This window comes from Bacillus sp. 2D03 (genome assembly GCF_003946765.1).
GTDB classification, from domain to species: domain Bacteria; phylum Bacillota; class Bacilli; order Bacillales; family Bacillaceae_G; genus Bacillus_A; species Bacillus_A cereus.
On the sequence record NZ_RPSJ01000008.1, the window covers coordinates 193,775 to 218,877 of the forward strand.

Consider the following 25,103-nt stretch of genomic DNA (forward strand, 5'->3'; position numbering starts at 1 on the left):
TAATCAATTAAAAGTTAAAATCCCCAAAATCTACTGATACCTTAACTGGTTGCAGTTCTTGAATTTCTTGTTTAAATGAAATATCTTTTAATAAAATTTCAGGATGATCTACAATTTGTTCAAAAATCTCAACATAACGCTCACATAACTTTTGAACCGTGTCCCTAGTATATAAAGAGGTTGCATATTCCATAGTCAGTTCAATTGTATCTTCCAATTCAACCACTCTTAGCAATAAATCCATTTGTGCGCGCTTAAAGTCGTGATCATATGTCCTTAGTTCTAAACCATCGATAAACATATGATCTGCATCCATATTTTGCATAACAAATGAAACATCGAAAAGTGGGTTCCTATTATACGTTCCTTGAAGTCCTAATTGATTAACCAGGTCCTCATATTGACATTTTTGATGTTCAAACGCTTGTAAGACCTGTTCTTTTACTTCAAATAGGAATTGAGTAAACCTTTGTTCAGCTCTTGGATAATTCCTTATCCCTAACATGTTTACAAATACTCCTATAATATCTTGTAAATCCGCATGTGGGCGACCAGTAATTGGTGAACCAATAACAACATCCTCTTGGCCAGTATATTTACCTAGCAAAATATTATATACAGAGAGCATTAGCGTATATAATGTAGTTTCTTCTTTTGCTAATAAACGCTTAATTTTCTTGGTAACATTTGAATCAATAGTAAAGGATATTTTACTACCTTTCAGATCTATTATTTCAGGTCTTGTATAATCAGTAGGCATATTCAAGACAGGTACACCATCTTTAAATTGCTCTAGCCAATACTGTTCATGTTTGAGAGCAATTTCTTTTTCTTTTTCACTTTGCTGCCATTCTGAGTAATCCTTATACTGTATTTTTAAGTTTGGTAATTTCTCTCCTGAGTAAAGCGCAAATAGATCTCTAACAAAAATATCATAGGAAACTCCATCGGTTACTATATGATGTAAATCAATAATTAAAATATGTTTTTGTTCTTCCAATCTAATTAACCCTACACGGAAATATGGAGCATTATTAAAATTAAATGGGCGAATAAATTCATTAATTATTTGTTCCACTTCAGATTCAAAGCCCTCAATTTGAGTAATATGGAAATCAGCATGATCATGAATAATTTGTACCGGTTTATCATTTTTCATTTCAATAGTAGTTCTAAATATCTCATGACGCTTAATTAATTGAGTGAACGCCTTTTCTAAACGTTCAATGTTTAATTTTCCATTCAAAAGAATAACGGAAGTATCATTATAAGCTGTACTTTCTGGATACAATCGGTGTAATACATAAAATCTCTTCTGAGCTGAAGAAAGCTGATAATGAGATTTAGGTTCAGCTGGAACAATAACATCAAATTCACTCTTATCTGCCCTTGAAATATAATTTGCTAGTTTCTCAATATTTGATAGAGTAAAGAGTTCTTTAATAGGAACTTCAACATTAAACTCTTTATGAATTTTTGAAACAATAGTAATAGCCTTAAGTGAATCTCCACCTAGTTCCAGAAGATCATCATGAACACCAACTTCTGAAACTTTAAATATATTTCTCCAAATTTTTGAAAGCTTTTCTTCTACCTCATTACGAGGTGCTACATATTCAGTCAAGAGTTGTGGTCTAGAATGGTATAACGTAGAATCTAATTCTTCTTCCTTCTCATCATTGAAAGAATTTAATAACACCCATTGATCAATACGCGCTTGCAGTTCTCCTGGAGAATGAATCAGTACTTCCCCTTGTTTCCATGACAGTGCTATATTAAAAGCCTGAACTCCTTCTTCAGGTGTCATAGATAATTCATGTACACTTGCACCTATCTGCATATCTTTTTCTTCATCTTCCCAGTATTTCCAATCACTCCAATTGACACTTATCCAAGGCAGGTTGGAATAACGATTTATATATTGTGCAAAAACATCCATGTATATATTTGAAGCAGCATATGATACATAACCTAATCCACCTAAGACCGCTGAAATTGAAGACATTAGAACACAAAAATCTAAATCTTTATTTCGTAAGCACTCTTCTAAATTGAGAAGACCATAAATTTTTGCAGAAAATTGTTCCTCACAGTCCTCTTTTTCAAGTTCCTGAATTAAATTAAAAGTCTTTCCACCAAGAATACCTGCACCATGAATTACACCATTAATCTTTCCAAATTTTTGTTCTGCCTTATGAATTGCTTCGTATAGTTGTGATTGATCTGTAACATCAGCAGCAAGTACATAAACTTTAGATCCCGTTTCTTCTATCTCTAAAACTTTACGAATTCTGTCCGAATACATCGTATTTTCCTTCAAATGCATATCCCACTCATCACGATTTGGCAGACCTGTACGTGTAAGAAGAACTATGTTGGCTTGTACAGTTTGAGCCAAGTGTTTCGCAAGAATTGTACCAATACCTCCGAGTCCTCCTGTAATAAGGTAAACTCCATTTTTTCGTAAAGGCAGTTTCTCTTTAGCTGGCTGTTCTAGTTGTAAAGGCTCGTAAGTTTGAACAAATCTTTTATTTCCTCGATAAGCAATCATCTTATCATTCGTATTTGAAAGACATTCTTCTATTAATTGATTTATTAACCTACTCTTCCCTTCTTTGTTTAGAGGTAAAACAACATCAACACTTGAACAAGAAAGATAAGAATACTCTTGCGGAACAACTAATGACGTTCCAAGTACAGTTGATTTTTCTGGAATTAATTCTTCATCACCAATCACTTGTTGAACACCATTTGTAATGATTCGAATTGAGATTGAATCAGAGATATTCTTGTCTCCTAGTGCCTGAGTTAAGTAGAACATTGAATAGAATCCTAAGTTTTGTTTACAATTTACATATTCAATTGAGGCTTGTCTTTCCTCATTGGTAATTCCCCACATATGAATTATTCTTGTAGGTAAACCATATATTTCTTGTACTTCATCCAATAACTTAACGTAATCTGTACGTTCTTCAGGATTTATAATGAAGCGATCGTTATTCTCCTTATTAAAAGCAAAGCCAGGTTCTACTGTAACTACTCTCTGCCCTTTATTTAATAAGTCCTTAACTAGTTCATTACCTAATCCTTCTTGATCTACAAAAACAATCCATGTCTCATTCACATCATGATTTGGTTCAAACAATGTAGAACTTTTCCATTGCGGCGTATAGAACCATTCAGAAATGTTGTTATTCTTACTAATTTTAGATTGCTTACTATTAAGCTTTTGACCTAAATCATACGGATTACCTTGTAATTTATAAGATATTTTATTGAAAGAATACATTGGTAATGGGATACGTCTTCTCTTCTCATCTTTATAAAATTGTTCCCAATCTACAGAAATACCTGTTACCCACATTCGAGTGATGTGACTGAATAAGAAATACATATCTGATACATCTTGTTGAACAGATCGAACCGTATTAAATATTCTTTCATTACCATTTTCATAGTCTAAAAGGCGACTAGTAAGCCTACTAAGGTCATTTCCAGGACCAATCTCTATGAATAGACTTGTATTGTCCCTATTCAACTCTTGAATTCCATCAGAGAATCGAACAGTTCCACGCATATGTTTTACCCAATAAACTGGGTTTGTTGCTTCTTCAGGTCGTATCCAAGTACCGGTCAAGTTTGACAAATAAGGTATTTTAGGTTCTCTAAGTGTCAATGTACTCACATAGGAAGCATACTCGTCCAGAATTGAATCCAGTTCGTGTGAATGTGCTGCTCCTTCTATTGTTACTCGCATACACATTAAACGCTGTTTCTTTAATTCATTCTCAAAATCTACAATCGCTTCTTCTGTCCCAGAAACTATACAAGCTGGACCATTAACTACTGCTAAAGAAATGGTATGTTGATATTCTTTTTCAAAAGAATTAATCAAATGAATTAATTCCTCTTCTGGAAGTGGAACGCTAAGCATTACCCCTGCAGGAAGACTACTCATTAGCTGACCTCTTTTTACAACCAATTTAAGTGCATCTTCCAAAGTAAATACTTCTGCTAAACAAGCAGCCACATATTCGCCAAAAGAATATCCAATCATTGCTTCAGGTTTAATTCCCCAACCCATTAATAGTTTCGCAACTGCGTATTCAAACGCGAAAAGAATTGGTTGACTAAATTCCATTCTTTTTAATTTTTCCGTGGCCTCATTAATACTGAAAGTAGTTGGGTATAACACTTCTTTCATGTTTACATTCGTAACAGATTGAAGGATTGCAAAGCATTCATCCATAGCTTCACGGAAAATTGCCTCTTGTTCGTATAATTCTAACCCCATGTTTACATATTGCGATCCGTTCCCAGAAAATAGGAAGTGGATTTTAGGATGTTCCTCTTTTACATTTGCATATTGTACTCTTCTTCCGTCTGGCTGGTTTAATTGTTCAATTCCTTCTTGAGTACTGGAACAAACTAAAGCTCTCCTATGCTTGAATTCCTTACGTCCAATTTGCAATGTATAACTAGCGTCTGCCAAATTCACATGAGGATTCTGTTCAAGGTGATTTCCTAAATTCAAAGTCATACGATCCAAAGCATCTTTCGATTTTGCCGAAATCATTAACATCTGGTATGGTCTACTATTTGATGTTGCTTCAAGCTTTGGTGCCTCCTCCAAAATAATATGTGCATTTGTACCACCAATACCAAATGAACTAACACCTGCACGTAATGGTTTATTATCCTCTTTCCACTCATTTAATTGTTGATTTACATAAAAAGGTGTCTTTTCAAATCCAATTTGCGTGTTTGGTTTTGTAAAATTCACACTTGGCGGAAGAACCTGATCTTTCATCGCAAAGACCGTTTTAATTAGACCAGCAACACCGGACGCTGCATTTAGATGGCCTACATTTGCTTTAACAGATCCAATTGGTACAGATTGTTTTTCATTAGAGTTAAACACTTCACTAAGCGCCTTGATCTCAATGGTATCTCCTAGTTTAGTAGCAGTTCCGTGTGTTTCAATATAGGAAATGGACTCAGGTTCTACATTTGCTTCATGTTGCGCCATTTTAATAACTTCTACTTGGCCCTCTACACTAGGTGCAGTGTAACCAATTTTCCGATTCCCATCATTATTGATCGCCGTTCCTTTTATTACTGCATGTATAGTATCCCCATCATTTATAGCTTCCTGTAAAGGCTTCAGAACAACAATCCCAACACCGTCTCCAAAAAGCATTCCATTTGCATTTTCATCAAAAGGACGACAATGACCATCTGAAGAAAATAGCATTCCTTCTTGGTAGGTATAACCTGCTTTTTCAGGTTGAGTTAATGTAATTCCTCCAGCTATAGCAATATCACAATGCCCCTGTAATAATGCTTGGCATGCATTATGAATAGCCACCAATGATGTTGAACATCCTGTAAAGATATTCATACTTGGTCCTTTTAGGTTAAATTTGTAAGAAATTTGAGTGCTTAGCGAGTCTTTGTCGTTAAGTAATGAAATTAAGAATTGTCCAGCTGGTTCATTTGCCTCTGAAAGAGTAGATAACACTTGCCAATATAAGTTAGGAGATGCCCCACTATATACACCAATTAGGCCCGGGTATGTCTCAATATTATATCCAGCATGTTCAAGGGCAGACCACGCACATTCATGAAATACTCGTAGTTGCGGATCCATTAACGATGCATCTTGAGGTGTATAATCAAAGAATGGAGCATCAAAATTATCAGTTCCCTCTAAATACCCTTTCGCTTTAACATAATTAGGGCTTTTTACTTCCATAGGATTCACACCAGATTCAATTAACTCTTCATCTGTAAAAAATTGAATAGACTCTGTTCCAGACTTTATATTATTCCAGAATTCATTTACATTCTGTGCTCCAGGAAAACGTCCATCTATTCCTATAATTGCAATATCGTTATCTTCTTTCGTTTTTCGATTAAAACGTTTTGTATGTTTAACTTGATTCTTTTGCTTATCTCCACTTAAGTATCTCGCTAAAGAACGAATACTTGGATACTCAAACATAACTCCAATTGAAATCTGTTTTTCTAATCTATTAATTAATCTCTCATGAATTTGAATTATATGAAGTGAAGTTGCACCAAGATCAAAGAAATTTTCATTTACATTTACAGTATCAACACTGTAAAACTCTTTCCAAATCCCTATAATTATTTCCTCTACTTCATCTTGATTTCTGAACTTATCTCCCGTTTTCGTTTGAGTTTCCAATTCAGAAATTCGTTTACGAGAATTCAGATTAATCCATTGATCAAAACGTTTATTTAAATCTCCTGAAGAAATAATTACCTGATTTAAACCACTTAAACCAAGCACACATTGGAATGTTTTTTGTCCTTCCTCAGATGTCATTTCAAGCGCTTCTATACTTTGAGCATTGAATATTTTATTAACCTGTTGAGCTCCCGTATACTGCCAATCTCCCCAGTTAATACTGGTCCATCGATTATTAGATGTATTACTGACTTTGTCTGAAAAACTATCTAAGTAAAGGTTTGCTGCTGAATAGGCTACAAAACCTAATCCACCCAAAATAGGTGAAAGTGATGAAACAAGATAACAAAAATCAAGATCATAATTACTCAATAACTTATCAAGAACTAGCACACCATGTACTTTAGGAAGAAATTGCTCTTCGCATTCAATCCTACTTATCTTTTCCATTGGACACTGAGCTGATTTAACACGTAAGACACCTGCTGCATGAATTACCCCATTTATGTGACCAAAATTAGCCTCGGTCTGATGAATCACGTTTCTCATCTGCTCTTCATCAGCTACATCTGCAACAGCTGTCATTACTTTTGCTCCCAATGACTCCAACTTCTGAATATGGTTAATACGTTGACATAATTGTTCATTTTCAATCTGTGATTGAAGAATTTGATCCCATTCTTCACGATCAGGAAGAGCTGTTCTACTAACTAATATTAGTTTAGCCTTTACTGTACGCGCCAAATATTCTGCTAATTTAAGGCCTACTCCTCCCATTCCACCAGTAATTAAATAAATCCCTTCCGATCGAATATTCGGAATTTTTGAAGCTAATTCATTTTCATTTATTACTAGCATTTCACTTACTTTTTCATCAGGTATAGGCTCATAGATTCGAATGTAACGAGTGTTATTTCGAATTGCTATTACAGTGTCAATAATGTCCGTTTGAATCTCAGAATATAAGTTTGATATTAATGCTTCTTCATTATCAGACAACATAAAATCTACACTACGGCATCTAATATTTGGATACTCTTGCGGAAATACTTTTATAGGAGCCAAAAGAGTAGATTTTTCTGCAATAATAGACTCGTCTCCTACTACCTTTTGCATATTATTCGTCATAACATTTATATTGATAGGATAAAGTAAATTAAATTTACTAATTGTCTTTGCAAGTGATATTAATGAATAGAATCCAGTATCTAAGGTCTCGATACCTAAATCCTTATTATCCACATTCCATAGGTGAACAATCTCCTCTGGTAAACACTCTTGTTTTTGTAGCTCATTAAATAACTGATAATAATCTTCTTGTTTAGTAGGGCATATTGTAAATTCATTTAAACTAATCTTTTTATATGAAGGACCCACACCGACTGTTATAACACGATGTCCATCTCTTTCAAGCTTTTCTTTAAGAGCTAAGCCTATATGCTCATTGTCTAAAAATAACAACCAACTTTTAGTAGATTCTTTAGTTACATCTACAATTTCTTTTTCCATCCAACCTGGAGTATAGAACCACTCAGCTATATTAGAACGTTTCTTTATCGATGTTTCTTCACTATTAGTTATATTTTGCTGTTCAGCTGGATCTATCCAATATCGTTTTTTCTCAAAAGGATAAGTTGGTAAGGCAATACGTAATCTATATTCCTCTTCATACAGTTTACTCCAATTAATTTCTACCCCTAACTCCCACGCTTGTCCCAATACCTCTAACAAGTCGTTCTGTAAAATAATCTGATTATTATTAATTTCAGAATTTAATAACTCTCCAATATGTACAATCACAAAATTAGGATCTACATCCTTAACTTGTGTTAGAAGTTCTACTTTTTCTCCATGCGTCCATTCTATCTGTAACTCTATATAGTTCTCAACTAATGGATTCAGGACATCTTCTGGCTTAAGAGATTTATTATAAATATCTGAAACCATTCCAGCTAAGCCTGTACCAATAATGTTAGAAGGACGTACATCACATTCAATTAATACATCAATAATCGATTGCAAGCAGACGAAGAAGGTTAAATCTTCAACCAAGCTATCATCTGTTCCTTTAAAGAATGCTTCTTTCAATGCTTTTCCAGTATACATTTGGGCATCAGTCATATTACGCTCAAATACTTTTAAGAATAATGGTTCCTTTTGGTATAGTTCTTTTACATTCTCAATAATTGATGAGTATTCGCTAGGTAACACAAATACCAAATCTGGATTTTCTTGCGTTTTTACGTGAAAATCTTTAACTGTTTTTAAATTGTCTATGGCGCTATCTATATCCTTACATAAGACCGCTCTTCTATACGGAAATGATCGACGGCCAGTTTGCAATGTGTATGCTACATCTGCTAATTCAACATCTTTATTAGATTCCAGATATTCAACCATATTTACTGTAGCATTATTTAAAGCTTCTTTTGATCTAGCAGAAAGAACCATTAGTTTTTTCTCTCTAGTAGAAGCAGAACTTTTAACTTTAGGGGCTTCTTCTAATACAATATGAACGTTAGTTCCACCATATCCGAAAGCACTCACACCTGCTCGAAGAAGATCATTATCTTCACTTTGCCAATTCACCAAATCAGTATTGATATAAAATGGGCTATCTATAAAATCAATTTTCGAGTTAGGGCGCTTCACATTTAAAGTTGGCGGGAGTTGTTTATGCCTCATAGATAAAACTGTCTTTATAAGTCCCGTCACCCCTGCAGCTGTATCTAAATGACCTACATTACTCTTAACAGAACCAATTGCACAAAAAGATTTCTTGTCCACATCTTGAAACGCTCTCTTTAGAGCCTCTACTTCGATAGAATCCCCTAATGGCGTTGCCGTCCCATGCGTTTCTATATAACTAATTGTAGAAGGATCAACTTCAGCAAAACTATGTGCTGCTTGAATTACTTCAGCCTGTCCCTCAACACTCGGAGCAGTATAGCCTACTTTTCGACCACCATCATTATTTGCTGCTGATCCCTTAATTACACCATATATCGTATCTCCATCAGCAATCGCATCTTCTAATCTCTTTAGTATTACCATACCTACACCATCACTAAAAACTGCGCCCTGGGCTTCTGCATCAAAAGTACGCACTTTGCCATCAGGTGAACTTGTCATTCCTTCATGGTATTTATAACCATTCTTTTTAGGATACGTTATAGATACTCCACCTGCAGCTGCAATAGAGCATTCTCCAGTTAACAATGATCTACATGCAAGATGAATGCTCAAAAGAGATGTAGAGCAAGCTGTATACAATGTAAAACTCGGTCCCTTAAGTCCCAACTTATAGGATGTAAGCGTTGAAATTGCATCTTTATAGGAAAGAGTACCCGCCTCTGAAAACTCAACCACACTATCACTGTTTAATAATGGCGTGTGCTTCATCCAATTAAAATTAGTAGATGCTCCTACGTATAACCCTATTAATCCTTCATAATCAAATGGATTATAGCCTGCCATCTCTAATGCTTCCCATGTTGTTTCCTGTAACATACGGATCTGAGGATCCATTATTTTCGCTTCTCTAGGTGTATAAGCAAAAAAGGATTCATCAAAATATTCTACTTCCTCCAAATACCCTTTTGCTTTCACAAAATTAGGATGTTGTAAAACATCTAAATTAACACCTTCTTTAATTAACTCGTCTTCAGTAAATGTAGAAATTGAATCAACACCATTTTTTAGGTTATCCCAGAATTGGTTTATTTCATTTGCACCTGGAAATTTACCTGCCATTCCAATAATCGCTATTTCCAAACCAGTTTTACTATCATCTTGATGCTTCATTTTCACTTTCCTCCTATTTTGTTTAATTCGGATTTTCTATGCTTTACATACTCTTAGCTACAATATTTAGCGCTAATATTCCTATTTCATAAACTTAAGCAAAAGAAAAAACACATGAAATTACCCATAAAGTAGCTAAAGTGATTTACATACCTGACAGAAAACAAAAAAATTTAATTACAATTTCTATTCATGGATTTCAATGATATTTTGAGCACTCATTTTTATTCTAAAAACCTAATACTTTGGTAATAATTCTGTTAATTTTACACTTTATGTAGTTAGTAAAATATTCACAAGAAGTTTTCTTTAAGAAATTAATTTGTAGAGTAATAATTTTGTAGGGGTTTTATGTTATGAAATTAAGCATACTTTTTCCAATATCATATAGAAAAAAACAAAAAAGTGACATACAGTGAATATTGAGAAATAAAATTCATTTATTCCATATCTAACCAAAATAGAACGAATTTTCAATTTTAAATTAGATTTTCTTGTATTTATAATTGCATTCTCTATAAATCATCTATGGTGAGCTTTTAAACTTTAAACATAAATGAAGTTATATGCGAAATTTTTTAGTTTAGATGAGGATCTATAAGTGAATTCATTCAAAAGGAATTACATATGCTACAGATTTAATATTCTTTATAAAGTTATATACATAAACTAAATTCCTTGAAACGTTTTAAGAAAATATTGAGGATGAACATCGTTAGTGGAGCGCTTACTACCAAAGGCAAATTTATTTCTAGGATTGCTGACTTACAATTTTGCATTGTACGACTCCTAAGACAGACCAAATAAGTTCATATGCTACAGTACTGTTTACCCTTCCGTTCATGTTGTTGATTTTCCGTTATGTTTTGCTATGCACATACGATATTTTCATCTTATATCCATAACTATTGTCCTGTAGACGCTTTATATTATCTTCAAACCCACTATTTCACTAAACTGTAAAATTAAAACCATTAAATTTCCGAATAAACTGAAAACTCATGAGAAATTGACAAGAAATCTCAATAAGATCTTTTCAATATATCTTAACTTCAATCTCATGGAATCAGGACTCAAAAATGATGCTATACAGGGGAATATTCTACTAAATAGAATTACTAAAAGAGATATCTATTGAGAACTCAGATGTTAAAGAGAATGCTTTGGATTTTGTTGAAGAAATAGCACAAAATGCGGAACAAGGTGCAGCTGTAAGACCCTCTCTTCTTAGATAAGCACAAGCAGCTTTAACTGATATTAACTCAATAGTGGCTCATGGCTCCCAAGTTGTAGCTAAGATTGGCCAATTCATTAATATAATGATTGGATTTATTTTATAATTTTCGTTTTTTAAATTCTTTTTTATTGTTAAGAATTTAAAAACGGTTCAAGTACAAACATATATAAATTTAAAAGCACCCATGGTGGGTGCTTTTTGCTTTACTATGAAATAAGTATCCAATTTAAAATATCACTTTTTGGGAAAATTCAACTACAACAGTAAAACTATTTTTACATTTTTTTAATATGTAAAACCCGTCATTAAATAACCAAATAAAAATCCAGTGATATTAGTATGTTTGCTTAACATTACTAGGTTCTTTGAGTTTAACATTTTGTATGTTTTGTAAAACTTATTTTTTCTTTGTAATCTTTAAATATGTTCAAAAAGGTGTACCTTTTGAAGTTTGTTTTTTAGGGGAAGTTTTTTGAATAAAGTTATTTCGAAAAAATTGTTAATTTACCACTAAATCAATATCTACAATGTTAGTACTAGTAAATATTATTTTGAATTTTAAACAAACTTAAAATTCAAAATAATATTTATAAATTTCTTAATGTTTACACAATTAATTGAGTACTGTAATGTTTTAGCTAATTGAAAAATATTAAAGACATTGAAAGGGGAAAATTCGCATGTTAAGTAAAAAAGTTGCTTTTTTTAGTCTAGCTACTATAGTTCTTATGAGTGGAACAGCTAATGTAGCATCTGCAATGGAGCAAAGTTCAACTCTCGATTATCCTATTTCTTCTATTGAATCTACAAAAAATACTGATACATTTTTAGATAAATTGATAGATTTTAAAGACAAAGAAAAAGAAGCAAAAAATTATGGAAAGAACCTTCCTAATCATAGAGATAAAATTGTAGTAACACCAAAAGCAAAAGAAGCTTTTAATAACTATGAGCAAAATGGAACAAGGATTAATCAAGCTTTAAGAGAAGGGAAAGTAGATGGATATCCTAAAGAGTATGTAAAAGTAGCAAAAGAATACGCTGCAGAAATGGATAAAGTATTTAAACAAAATACTGCTAGTGTACCAGATACAATTATGGTATATAGATATACAGATGAACAACAGTTTGGAATTGCCCCGGGGACATTTTTTCCCAAAGATCCAAAAAACCCAAAAGAAACTATAGTTAATAAAGAATCAATTGAAAAATTCAAGAAAAAGTTTGAAGGGAAAACTGTTAAAGACAAAGGTTTTACAAGTACGTCACTAGCTATTCTTGATAAATATCTAGGAGAAAAGCCAAAAACAATTCGTATGGATATTGAAGTTCCAAAAGGAACACATGCTGTATATATGGGAAATGAATATGCGGAATTAATATTACCAAGAAATGCTCCATTAAAAATTAAAAAAGTTTCAGGAATTGTTGAAAAAGGAAAACTAATTGTAAAAGTTGATGCAAGTGTGGTAAATAAATAGTTTAATAAAGCTTGAGATGAAGAATTATGAAAAAAGATTTACTGGGAGGTTTGGGCTTCTTCATTAATTGTTCCAATACTAATTAATGGGTATACCCCTCCTGTTTATATTGAAAGTAATTCCTTATAAAAAAGTACCCCTAGATAAATCTAGGGGTACTTTTTTATAAATGAATTTAATAGATTCTTGTAATGGATAGTCTCGCCACATAGCCATCGAGTTAAGAAAAGCAAATACCTTAAAAACGGATATTTTATGCGTTTTGCTTTTTATTGTTTTTTAGTAACATATTTAATTCTTTAGCATCTTTTTTTGTATTTAAATAGGATATAAGCCAAGAAAATGCATATATCAAAATTATACTTTCGAAAAAATCAACAGTTGGAAAGGTTGCTATCCAATGGTTATATATAGATATAAGAAAAATAACTAAAATCATTATGAAAAAATGAATTACTAAAGCAAATACATAGCTTATTCTTTCAACATCAAAAATAAATGTGAAAATACCTGCACAAGCAGAAATTAACAGAACACTTATTATTTCAGTTTTTGTAATAAAGGTGCTATTGTTTCTCGATAGTAAAACTATCATATATATAAATGATCCCGTTCCTAAGCCTTTATATAGTCGTTCTTTTAATTTCAATATTTTTTTCCTTTCGTATTTTTTTATGACTGTAAGGTAATATTCTTTAATTTTGATTGCATATAAAATGTATATAAGATTCCTCCAAAAAATAAACCTACAGACAATCCACTTATAGCAGAATACATTACATTAAATGCAATATCATCATAAGATGATGAAGATACTTCTAAAGTTACATTTAAAAGATATTTCACAAAAAAGTTAATCAAAATAATTATTAATGGCAAATAACATTTCTTTCTAAAAATAACTGTTTCTTGTTTAAAATAAATTTGATATTTTTTATATAACAAATATCAAATTAAAATGCCTGGAAGAATGAAAATAGTATAGCTTATTAAACAATACCCTAGGTGAGAAAATTTATTAATAATTTTCTCCAAACCCCACATCATAAAAATCACAGGAACAAGAAACATTTTAGACAAATTAATCGGTCTTTCTTGAGAAATAGCAATACCTCTTTTTATTAAAATAACTAATAATATCCATACCCATAATGGAGTTCTTATAAGCACTTCTTTAATCATTGTATCTCCTCCTTTGTTTTTATTAATATTTACATTAAAGGAGATATAAAGAAATACTTTTAAACATAAGTGGTAAAAATCAATACATATGTGGTTATTTAGAATACTGTTTTAGCTTATTTTTTAAAGAAGAAACATATTTTCTTGATACAATTAAATTTTCGCCATTTGAAAGCAGTGCTTCTAGATTTCCACTCGTCTTAGCCGAGAATTTATTTAAAAAATGGATATTGACAATTGTAGCCTTTGAAATTCTAATAAAGTTATCTGGAAGTGTATATTGCAATTTATATAAAGGACTTTTTACCTCAAATATATTTTCTTTTGTATAAATAAACACTTTTCTTTCAAGGTATTCCAAATAATAAATAGTTGAACAAGAGATTTTTTCTTGTTCATTTTTGTGGATAGAATTTACTATTAAATAATCATCAGAACTATTCTCTAGTGTGGATACCATATCTTGAATGAAAGATGTAACTTTATGAACGTAAAAAGTACAAGATTCTTCTTTAAGTTTTTCAATGATGTTAATGTTTACTTTCATTTGTTATCCTATGTTCCTTTCTTCAAAATACATTCTATCGTTAGTTTGAAACACAGTTTTATCAAATTCAAAATAGTATTTTATATGAATATTATTAAGAAATCTATCAACATATTTCATTTTTCAACGCACCTTGTTTATAAACATCGTAACATTATTTTTAAAATACAACTTACCATATTACCATCAATTTAAGAAATGTATTCTTCTCTAAAAGGATAAAATTGTGTTGGAAATATAAAACGGAGATATTCCCGTTTTGGGGTATCTCCGTTTTGTTAGCTTGATGGCGATGTTTCCATACCCCTACAATTGACTTATGGGACAACCTCATTTTTCACCTTCTTTTCTAACTAACAAGTCGCGAAATGCGTTTCTTCTGCCATGAAAGTTTATAGTATCCGTATTGCAAAAGTAAACTCACAATAAATGCAGCTGGATATCCAATCCATATTCCTTTTATACCAAAATTTGCATGATAAGAAAGGTAATAAGCAACTGGGACTTCTACAAGCCATATTGATACGACACCGATAACAGTGGGCCATAGTACAGTTCCACTTGCTCGCATTGTCGCACCAATAATTTGAGCATGACCAAAAATTAAGTAACTCCAAAGTGTAATCATCACTAAACTATGTGCAATTTCGATTGTATTTGGGCTCGTTAAGAATAACGCTAGGATTTCTCTTGAAAACAAGTAAATAAGAGTGATTAATATTCCACCAATTATATAGTTCATAACAATTCCAGCGCGAATAACTTTCTGTAATCGATTAAATTGATTCGCACCAATGGATTGTGCAGCGAAAATGGATACTGTAATTCCAAGACTGACTGCCGGCATCTGAACATAACTTGCAACCTGGTTCACAACCCCATATGCAGCAGTCGCATCAGATCCGAAGCGATTCACAAATGCGATTACCGCAATCTCAGATAACGAAATAAGTATCATATTAATACTCGCTGGAATCCCAAGGCGTAATAATAGTTTTAATAAATCCCAATCCATACGAAGATATTTCCGTACTGTCTCATCTAATTGCAGTGGATGATTCTTCTTCTTTAAATAAATAAGCATAACAACAAATGTTACAATGGTTGAGATAACAGAAGCATAAGCGGCCCCATACACATCAAACTTCGGTATTCCTAGCCAGCCAAAAATTAGAATAGGTAATAAAATCATATTTAAAGCTGTACTAACAATTAAGAAATAAAATGGTGTTTTAGAATCTCCTGTACCTCGCATAAATGTTGTATAGGCAAAATATAAGAATAAAACTGGCATAGAAATAAATAAAATACGCGCATAATGCACACTCATATCAATTATATTTTCTGGCGTGCCCATAAGGCGCATAATATTTAGGGCAAATATACTTCCCACCACTGCCAAAATAGCTCCTATTATAAAGGTAAAAGTCAGCGTCGTACCAACGATAGCTTTTAAACGATCTTCATTACGGGCACCAAATGCCTGACCAATTAAAATCGAACTACCTGATCCAATCCCAATTACAAATGATACAAGTAAAAAGAATAATGGGAAAAATGCTGAAATAGCAGCTAAATCATTCACACCAAGCCATCGCCCTACCACTACCATACCAAACAATTGTCCAACTGATTGTAATATATTACTTAAAAGCAAGGGAACTAAAAACATAGACATGGATTTCCATATTGTTTGCCCTTGATTTTGTGATTTTTCACTCTCTTGAATATTATCTAAGGATGATTTCAACTTTCTTTTCTCCTTTTATTAGGGGTACTATGTGATTCTAGGAATTGTACACGAAAGACAAAAAGAGATTTTAAACCCAACTTTATTATTTGTAAAGATTACCCTATATTAAATAATCAACGTTTTATCACCAATTTCAGAATTAAATTTGGGGATAAAATTTAGCTAACCCTTTTTAAAACGCCCTTCTATATGGATACTTCCCATAGCCATCAAGCTATGTTTTCATCATGTTCCTCAAAAGAGAAAAATTGTATATTTTTACTCCAGAGATATCAATTTTTCTCTTTTGAGGAATGTTTCATTTTACTAGCTTGGTGGGCATGTGGCGGTACCCAAAATGTACTTAATTTAGAATCAAACATCAGTTTCATTTAGACTAACCTAACTTGAGTTCCGTCCATAATAAAATATTGAACTATTGTATAATAAGTTAACTTAATAACTAAAAAATAGAATATAAATCAAACGTATTTATTCGTAATTATTCAACTTCTAGTATCTCAAAAATTAAAATGCTTAAAATGAATAAAGTAAAAAGCAAGATATATAAACCTAACTGAATAACAATAAACAACATAAAACTGATAGGTTATTAGATAGAATTTTTATACCAATCACCACATACTCCACAAATTCCTCAGCCACAATTTTTTAGCAAATAAACCCCTTCTTGAAGGAAATGTATTACAGGTACCTTTGACCACAGAAATGAATAGTACTCGTCGATTCATTCCTTTTTTAAAATCATTGAATCATTAACTACTATCCTCGCAATATTTCTGTTTATATCCAAACCAATTCCCACGTTAAAAACGACATAGTTACATGATATGACACATCAAGGACAGTTACCATACACGTGGTGTTCAAGTAGTTGTAGATACTAACTTTATGGATTCTACATCTGCAATGTGATACTAGAGATGCCTTATTTGTTAAAAAACTCCAAAATACGGCTATTTATATATTGAGGATTCTCCATGGACATTAAATGTCCTACATCTTTCACCAATTCTACAGTTAGATTGGGTGATGAATTTTCAGCACATTTGAAAGCTTCTATTGGGTTATACATTACTTCATTCTCTCCTAACATTAACAGCATAGGCGTTTGAATTTTGGCTAACTCTTGATTTGTAAAAATATATGGAAATCCCTGTTCTGTTGGAGTTTCATTTTTCACTGAATTATTCCACATCATTCCTGCTACCAATTGTTCTTGAATAAATGGATGAATAGTGTATCGATTATCAAAAATCCACTCTAAAAATTTCTCGACCCCTTCCCTACTATTCATCATTCCTGAAGCATAGGAAAAAAACAAAGGATAAAAAGGAATATACGTTGCTGCAGGACTCATTATTACGGCCTTATTTACCTTATCTGGAAAAAATGTCAAGAAGTTAACAGTATGCAAAGCACCATATGACAATCCTACAATGTTGGTGCTATTAATTTCTAATGTATGTAATACTTCTTTTAACCATAGTGCGTAACTTAAGCGATCTGTAAAGCCCTTTTTTGGAACACTTTTATTTTTATCTCCTAAAATATCAATACACATTATTCTAAAATGTTTACTCCAGTGTAAAATATTTGAATACCACATTGTCGAACTCATCTTTGCTCCATGGAGTAATACGAGAGGTTGTGCTAATTTATTACCACTTTCAATAATATGAGTCTTCCCTTGAGATGTTTCTACAAAGTAAGATAAAAAACTAGTTGGCCATAATTTTAGACTTTTCTCATAAGATTGTAGATAGTTAGTTTCTTGATATTTTTGTTCTAAAATCTTCATTTTAGTTCCCTCCATATAAATCATTTTCATAGTTCACTTTTAAAGTCACAGTAGTTTTGCTTTACTTAATACCCATTTTAAATTTAAAGGTTTCAATTTCATCAGCTGCCTTGTTATATCCTCCAGCATTTTTTAAAGATTCTCCAATTCTATGGCTATTTTTTATATAAATATCATTCGATAACACATGCATTGCTGTATTACGTAATATTTCCGGAGTAAGCAAATTACGATCTAACTGGACTCCGGCTTCTAATTCTTCTATTCTTTGAGCAACTATAGGCTGATCTCCCATAACTGGAATAACTAGCATAGGAACACCAAAATATAAGCTTTCACTGGAACTATTCATTCCCCCGTGTGTAATAAATAGATCAGTATGTTGTAGAATGTCTAATTGAGGAACGTAATTATATAGCTTAAAATTAGAAGGAATATTATCTAATTGACTAATATCATTTTGTTCCCCTATAGCTAATATGACAGTAACCGAGCTATCTCGAAATGCTTCAAAACATGTGTAATAAAAATCGGGTTGCTGGTTAAATACTGTTCCCATAGAAATAAAAATCAGCTTGTTTCCCTTTGCCTGTTCTAAGGAAAAAGAATCTACATATTTATGCTGTGCAATAGAGGGCCCGACAAATATATAAGAATCATCAAATTCTTCGACATTTGGTTGATACAATTTTGATGTATATACAATTGTAATATCCCCTGGGCATGTCATCACATTCTGTTTTTCATTAAGAGTAATTCCATAAATATCTTCCCATTTTTTCAAAATACACATGACTTCCTGATATAAAGGGGATTTTTTATTTTCTTCTCCATGATTTTTCATAAGAGTAGAAGCTATCTTTTTAGTAATGGCAAATGTTGTACATGAAGAAATTTTAGGTAATTGTAATACTTCTGCTATGATCCATCCAACAGCGAAATTATTATCATATATAACATAATCGTATTCTTCTTCTTTTACTTCTTCTAAAATTATCTCTATTATTTTATCCATGGATTTTACCATGTGTAATAATAGTTCTTGAGAATCTATTTGCCCACTCATTCTTTTTACCATGTCTATTTGTGATATGAAATTTTCATATGGTCGAAACAAAGCTCCTGTATTCTCTATTTTACTTCTATACTTTTCTACGCAATAGTAAATAACTTCCTCGCCTCTTTTTATTAGTTCTTCGACAAGTGCAATTGTCGGATTAATATGTCCTTCTCCTGGAAAATTAAACATTAGAACTTTTGCCATATTATTGTTCCTCCCCTAAAGTTTAAATAACTATTCTATTATTACTAATATCAATCACGTACTGATATTTGAAGTAAAGGTAAAGATTTTCTCCTTTCATTTTAATGAAATCACTTGTGCTATTAAATGGAAAAAACAATTAAGAAACAAAGTAGATATAAAAAATCAAATAATTCCCTCTCTCTATTTCTCTCATGTATAATAAAAAATAACTAAGAGTAGAAAGGGCTGAATTATGCGCAGATATCAATATTTTTAATCTACCCATCACCAATATAATGGAGGTAAAAGTATTGATTACAGAATTATACACACAAAGATTACATTTAAGAAAAACAGAAGAATCCGATTCATTAAGCTTATTTAAAATATGGTCTGATCCAGATGTTACGAAATTCATGAATATTATTAATTTCACTACTGAGGATCAAGCAAAAGACATGATTAAATTTCTAAACGAGCTGGCTCAAAGCAATAAAGCGCTCCGATTTACTATTATCGAAGCAAAATCTAATCAAATCATTGGTTCATGTGGTTATAATTTCTTAGATTTCGAAAACTCTAAAACTGAGATTGGTTATGATATTTCAAAAGCATTTTGGGGCAAAGGATATGCACCTGAAGCAATCTCCGCTTTATTAGACTATGCATTTACTAATTTAAAGCTAAACCGCATTGAAGCAAAAGTTGAACCTGAAAATCTAAATTCCATAAGTGTTTTAAAAAAATTAAAATTTACATTAGAAGGAACGCTAAGAAAAAGTGAAAAATCAAATGGAAAATTCATCGATTTAAGTATCTATTCGAAATTAATAACTGATTAATTTCTGTCTCTCCCCCTATACTTCAGTGAAGTATAGGCTCTTTTTATTCCTTAAGAAAATTCAAATTGTAAGTCAATAGAAAATTGATTTCGTTTCTAGTTACTAACCTACAACTCAAAACTGTTTATAAAGGTACACTTTTATAGGCATATCAAATGCTCTCTATATCTTTGAACACGTAATAATAAAAAGCGAACCAAAGGGTGTACCTTTTGAAACGTAATAAAGAGAAGAGTTTGCTATGAACTCTTCTCTTTATAAAAACAATGAATAATTTCTATTATTTAATTTACACTCTTCCCTCATAAAAATTTATTTTTTAAAGAGCATAATTATCTGTGTGCTCTTTTCATTTACTATTTTAATAACTATGTTGTTAAACTTCCTCTAACCGCACCCACTTTCACCATTAATATCAAATTAACTTCAGTGCTTTCAGTAAGGCGTGTTCTCTTGACTTGGCATCTTCTTTTGAAAAATGTGCCTCTGGAAACATAGAAGACAAATGATGGTACCCAGGGTAGACATGTAATTCCACTAAAACACCATCAAAAATCAGTTGTTTCGCAAATATTAAGGCTTCGTCTATAAATAAATCAATGGTACCTATATTCATATAAGTCGGTGGTAACCCAGCCAATGACTTTGCACGTGCAGGTACGTAATATTCACTTACTTCCTCCAGACCTAGTTCATGCCCTAATACGGATTTCCAGCCAAAATAATTACTTTGTTTTGTCCAAATAAATTCCCCTGCATAGGGATGCTCTGGTGCAATACTCGTACGGTCATCTAGCATTGGCCTTATTAGTCTTAGATGATGGATTTCGAATTCCTTCTGATCACGAATGTATAGGGCTAATCCAGCTGCCAATCCGCCGCCAGCGCTGCTACCCGCAAGAGCAACTTTCTGCGTATCTATTCCTAATTCCTCCGCATGTTCAATACACCATTTTAGCCCTGAATAGCAATCCTCGAGTTGACTTGGCTGAATATGCTCAGGTGCCAGGCGATAATACACAGATACACAACAAAAACCATGCTGTACAGCCAATGATGCATTGCTTGAACGGTCAACGGCTGGGCTTCCTAAAACCATTCCGCCACCATGGATCGAATAAAATAAGGGCATCCTATAATACTTTGATTGAGTTGGTTTAATGATTTCTATTCGAATATCCGGACCACCAAAATAACTTGGCACAACCTTTTCTTCAAATGTGACAGGGAACATCTGTGTTATATCTATTTGTGGCATCATTTGTGATTGATTCTTACGTGATTCCATTAGCGTAGATTGGGTAAGTGCGTTTGTTGGTATTAAATCAACTGCCCTGATAATTTCTGGATCAATCAAATGTCTACTTCTGCTTTTTTGCTCCGCCATAGTAAAAATCCCCTCACTTTCTTGTTATAAACATAATTTAGTATTAAAATTTCATTTTGTTTTAATCATGAAACAGGATCTATCCAAACCGTTATAAAATCTTTCTAAGAAATAAAAGTCGGCCACTACATGTATTGTTATATCGTTTTTTTATGTTGCTGACATGTTGTCTATTCATATTTTAAAGTGCCAAATAATCTTCTTAAATGGAAACAATGATTTAGAATCATTATTTCCTATTTTTTTATATAAATAAACAATTTGGTTCTGTTGCAAAGTTTGTTAAATATTATCTGATTTTGATTAAAAGCACTTTGCAGTCTTCAGGTCTCTTGTTTTGCTTAGGTAAAAATCGATTGTATTTTCTTTAAAATCAACAGCACAATACAGATACTTCCATTGACCTTTTACTTCGATATAGGTTTCATCGACTCTCCAGGAGTCATTTATTTTTTTTAGGTGATATCGGATTCGTTTGTCCAATTCAGAACTGTACTGATGAATCCAACGGATAATCGTTATATAAGAAATAGATAAGCCCCGTTCCTCCATTATTTCCACTGAATCACGAAAACTGAGGTTGTACCGTAGGTACCATCTTACCGTTAACAAAATAAGACTGAGAATGCTTTCATTTGAATACATTTTCCTTTTCCACACCAATCACACACCCTTTCTAAAGTAATAGTATCAGTATGTCCAAGGTTTATAGATTCATTGCAATGGTCCTTAAGTTTTTGCACCAGAATCAATATAACTGCCCTCAAGATGAAGACTTACTTTTCGTAACAAATTATAAAAGGAAATATACGCAGTTAACTGTTAGAGCTATACAGAAGTTAAGTGATAAATATTTAAGTGCATTTGATGAGAAGCATAGCCCTCATCAAATGCGCCATACCTATGCTATAAATCACTATAAAGAAAATAAGGATCTGGTATTGTTACATGATCAACTTGGTCATACTTCTGTCGAGGTGACCAGTATCTATACGAACATCAATAATGAGAAGAAACGTGAGGCGATTGAACGTTTAAAAAGAAGGCAATTTGAATAGTATCAACTCATCCATTTTTATTAATCAAACTTGCATATTTTATGTAATACAAAATGTATCTTACAATATCCTCTTCATCCTTAATTAACTAGGGCTTTCATCCGTTTAGAAAACCATCGTAATAAAAAATACGATGGTTTCCTTGTATTTTTTATTTTGCTTTATCACAAGGTAATTTTACGTTTATATACGAAATTTCATAACTTTATTTCAAATCTACAAAAGATGTTAAAAAAAGTAGAGTGACATAAAACGCTATGTCTCTCTACTAAATACTACTTTCTACAACTAACAAAATATTTTTACTAATTCTTCTGCGCAAATTTTAATGTATCAATGCTGGATATCACGAAAAACCTCCTTCAATTTTTCATCTGCACGGTCTGAGAAAAACATATCTAAGTTAACTTGAGTAATGGCTGCCATTTCTCCAGCGTATGCAAACATTTTGTCTTCATAGATTTTAATTGCATCATTCAAATTAGAATGATTAATGATGGACAGCGCTAGTTCTGCGCCATCCAGCATGGCCAAATTTGCTCCAGCACCAGCAAAAGGAGACATTAAATGAGCGGCATCACCGATAAGCGTAACTCCAAATCTATTTTCCCATCGGTGATGCACAGGGAGCATATAGATTCTTCTAGGGATTATTTCTCCATTCGCACATAAAATATATTTTTTTAAATCGCCCGACCAATCATCGAAATATTCCAACAATTCTTTTTTAGCCTTCTCTGGTTCATGAAAGGGAATGCCACATTCATCTAAAAAATTGTAACTCGTTCGGAACCCTAAATAGATGCGAATTCTACCGTCACCGTTTACTTGAGCCACAAGTGTTTTATTGTCCCCCATTGCAAACATAGAGCCACTGCCATTAAATTTTAAAATGTCTGGATGCTGGTCAGCGACATTCATTATACTTAATTCAATCATGCTAATACCAGAGTATTTGGCACTGGCCTTGCTTACCAGAGGTCTAATTCGTGAGAAAGCACCATCAGCTGCAATGACAAGATCCACAGTAACTTTTTCTCCATGTTCGAATTGAAGTTCATATTGATGATTTGCCACAGGGACAGCCTGAATTAACTTATAGCCCCATTGAACGGAATTGGGGTGTAGAGAATTTAATAGCAAATTTCTTAGATCCATTCGGTCAATCTCGGGTCTGGAATTTTCCTCTTTATCCTGGAAATCATTCTTATAGCGAAGGTGACCATTCTTATTCATAATCCTTAATTCCTGCCCTTCATAACGGCAAACTTTTTCAAATTCTTTCATCAGTCCAGCCACTCGTAGAGCTTTTTGACCTGTATGAAATTCCAAGTCAAGCGTTCCTCCTTGAGATCGTTCAGTTGACGAAGGTTCACGTTCGTAAATCAAAGGTTCAAATCCTGCTTGCTGCAAAATACGTGCAAGAGTTAATCCACCTGGACCAGCTCCAATAATGGCGATTCTTTTTTTTGAGTTGTACATAATAGTAGCCCCCTTTTGTATTTTATAATAAGCAATGTTCACTTTAGTATCAATACATGGTTTGTTTGTGAATTAATGTAAACTCGATATACTGATACTTTCCTATTGAGATATGGCAAAGGCTCAAAAAATACCCCCTCATACCTGAATTTTTTTATTTAAGGGATTACTTATGCTAATTATCAAAAATACGATTTACCCTAGAAATTTTTGCATCGCAGTATACCGCTTATTTATTTTCCCTTTGTAATACTTCTCCAGATTCTGGTCCTTAAGTTTTTGCATCAGAATCGTCTATCATGAGACAGTATCTTTGATAAACAATAATCTTTTTATGCAATATTGCATAAAAAACACCTGTCAATTTTGCTATAATTTCAAGAGTAAAATGTTGCATCCAACATTTTATAATCTTCTATATTCATTAATATAGAAACCCTAATTAAAGGCGAAAAGGGAAGAATATTGGTGGTTCTTCCCTTTTTGCTTATTTTTTTAACAGTCTAATGTTTTATTCTATAGTCTAAACTATTTTTATTAATGAAACCTATTAAAATTCAAACATACAAACTTGAGTTAGCAAACTAGAGATAAATACTTCATTATTTTTTCTGGTATATTGAAAAGTTCCTACTCTAAATACAATAAGAAAAGCAAAAAGAACTTGTAGGAATCCTACAAGTTCTTTTTGCGGTTACAGCCAATACACAGGACACATAAAATATCTGGTTATTCATATCGGGGAAACTATCTTATATATGGTTTGATTCCATTATACAGCAAATTGCAATTCTTTAAGATTTTATTTTTGAAAATTTTGTGAATTAAATAAATGAGATGTTATAGCGAGCTATTAATCCCTAAAAATACCACTTATGCATTTTGTATAAAATGTTTTGAATCAATATCTATACCATAATAAATTATAAAAAATGTAAGTATAGGTAAATAGAGAAGAATGTAGGATTCTTACAGAAACATGTATAAAAATATTCAAGATTAATTAACTATAAGAAAATGAGTTTTACGTTATAACTAACTGTAATTCTTGAATATATGTAAATGGAGT

Annotated in this window: 11 protein-coding genes and 2 pseudogenes; 3 read left to right on the forward strand and 10 right to left on the reverse strand. The window is 32.3% G+C overall.

The annotated features are described in order from the left end of the window. Window positions 1-7: 7 nt before the first annotated feature. On the reverse strand, window positions 8-10,018 hold the full coding sequence (locus tag EBQ15_RS19220) for a type I polyketide synthase (protein WP_000682570.1): 10,011 nt from the start codon (window positions 10,016-10,018) through the stop codon (window positions 8-10). A gap of 1,917 nt (window positions 10,019-11,935) precedes the next feature. Between EBQ15_RS19220 and EBQ15_RS19225 the strand changes: the two genes are divergently transcribed. After that, window positions 11,936-12,736 (forward strand): ADP-ribosyltransferase, encoded by an 801-nt coding sequence (locus EBQ15_RS19225; protein WP_000949431.1) that lies wholly within the window; start codon window positions 11,936-11,938, stop codon window positions 12,734-12,736. A gap of 253 nt (window positions 12,737-12,989) precedes the next feature. On the opposite strand, the gene EBQ15_RS19230 is transcribed toward EBQ15_RS19225, so the two are convergent. The 6 genes from EBQ15_RS19230 to EBQ15_RS19255 all read right to left on the reverse strand — a co-directional run bounded on the left by EBQ15_RS19230 (window position 12,990) and on the right by EBQ15_RS19255 (window position 19,283). Beyond that, window positions 12,990-13,385 carry a DUF3021 domain-containing protein gene (locus EBQ15_RS19230; protein WP_000768136.1) on the reverse strand — a complete coding sequence of 132 codons (396 nt, stop codon included), beginning with the start codon at window positions 13,383-13,385 and terminating at the stop codon, window positions 12,990-12,992. A gap of 299 nt (window positions 13,386-13,684) precedes the next feature. Beyond that, window positions 13,685-13,918 carry a hypothetical protein gene (locus EBQ15_RS31675; RefSeq protein ID WP_000589026.1) on the reverse strand — a complete coding sequence of 78 codons (234 nt, stop codon included), beginning with the start codon at window positions 13,916-13,918 and terminating at the stop codon, window positions 13,685-13,687. A gap of 94 nt (window positions 13,919-14,012) precedes the next feature. Then, window positions 14,013-14,465, reverse strand: a complete 453-nt coding sequence (locus tag EBQ15_RS19240) for a LytTR family DNA-binding domain-containing protein (protein WP_000867348.1) — start codon at window positions 14,463-14,465, stop codon at window positions 14,013-14,015. A 349-nt stretch (window positions 14,466-14,814) separates the two neighbouring features. Then, on the reverse strand, window positions 14,815-16,215 hold the full coding sequence (locus EBQ15_RS19245; RefSeq protein ID WP_000842627.1) for an MATE family efflux transporter: 1,401 nt from the start codon (window positions 16,213-16,215) through the stop codon (window positions 14,815-14,817). A gap of 931 nt (window positions 16,216-17,146) precedes the next feature. Then, window positions 17,147-18,019, reverse strand: coding sequence for an alpha/beta fold hydrolase (locus EBQ15_RS19250; protein ID WP_000697151.1), 873 nt, complete (start codon window positions 18,017-18,019; stop codon window positions 17,147-17,149). A gap of 61 nt (window positions 18,020-18,080) precedes the next feature. After that, on the reverse strand, window positions 18,081-19,283 hold the full coding sequence (locus EBQ15_RS19255) for a macrolide family glycosyltransferase (protein WP_001151404.1): 1,203 nt from the start codon (window positions 19,281-19,283) through the stop codon (window positions 18,081-18,083). A gap of 293 nt (window positions 19,284-19,576) precedes the next feature. On the opposite strand from EBQ15_RS19255, the gene EBQ15_RS19260 reads away from it, so the two are divergent. After that, window positions 19,577-20,107, forward strand: a complete 531-nt coding sequence (locus tag EBQ15_RS19260) for a GNAT family N-acetyltransferase (RefSeq protein WP_000627284.1) — start codon at window positions 19,577-19,579, stop codon at window positions 20,105-20,107. Between the two features lie 415 nt (window positions 20,108-20,522). On the opposite strand, the gene EBQ15_RS19265 is transcribed toward EBQ15_RS19260, so the two are convergent. Then, entirely contained in the window at window positions 20,523-21,494 is a 972-nt protein-coding gene (locus tag EBQ15_RS19265; RefSeq protein WP_000840477.1) for an alpha/beta hydrolase fold domain-containing protein, read from the reverse strand. Window positions 21,495-21,800: 306 nt separating this feature from the next. Next, window positions 21,801-22,152 (reverse strand): annotated as a pseudogene (locus EBQ15_RS19270) (IS6 family transposase); the annotation flags it as partial. An 88-nt stretch (window positions 22,153-22,240) separates the two neighbouring features. Between EBQ15_RS19270 and EBQ15_RS19275 the strand changes: the two are divergent. Then, window positions 22,241-22,552, forward strand: a pseudogene (locus EBQ15_RS19275) (tyrosine-type recombinase/integrase); the annotation flags it as partial. A gap of 333 nt (window positions 22,553-22,885) precedes the next feature. Here EBQ15_RS19275 and EBQ15_RS19280 read toward each other — a convergent pair. Further along, a complete protein-coding gene (locus EBQ15_RS19280; RefSeq protein WP_000282782.1) occupies window positions 22,886-24,034 on the reverse strand; it encodes an FAD-dependent oxidoreductase in 1,149 nt (382 codons plus the stop codon). Window positions 24,035-25,103: the final 1,069 nt, after the last annotated feature.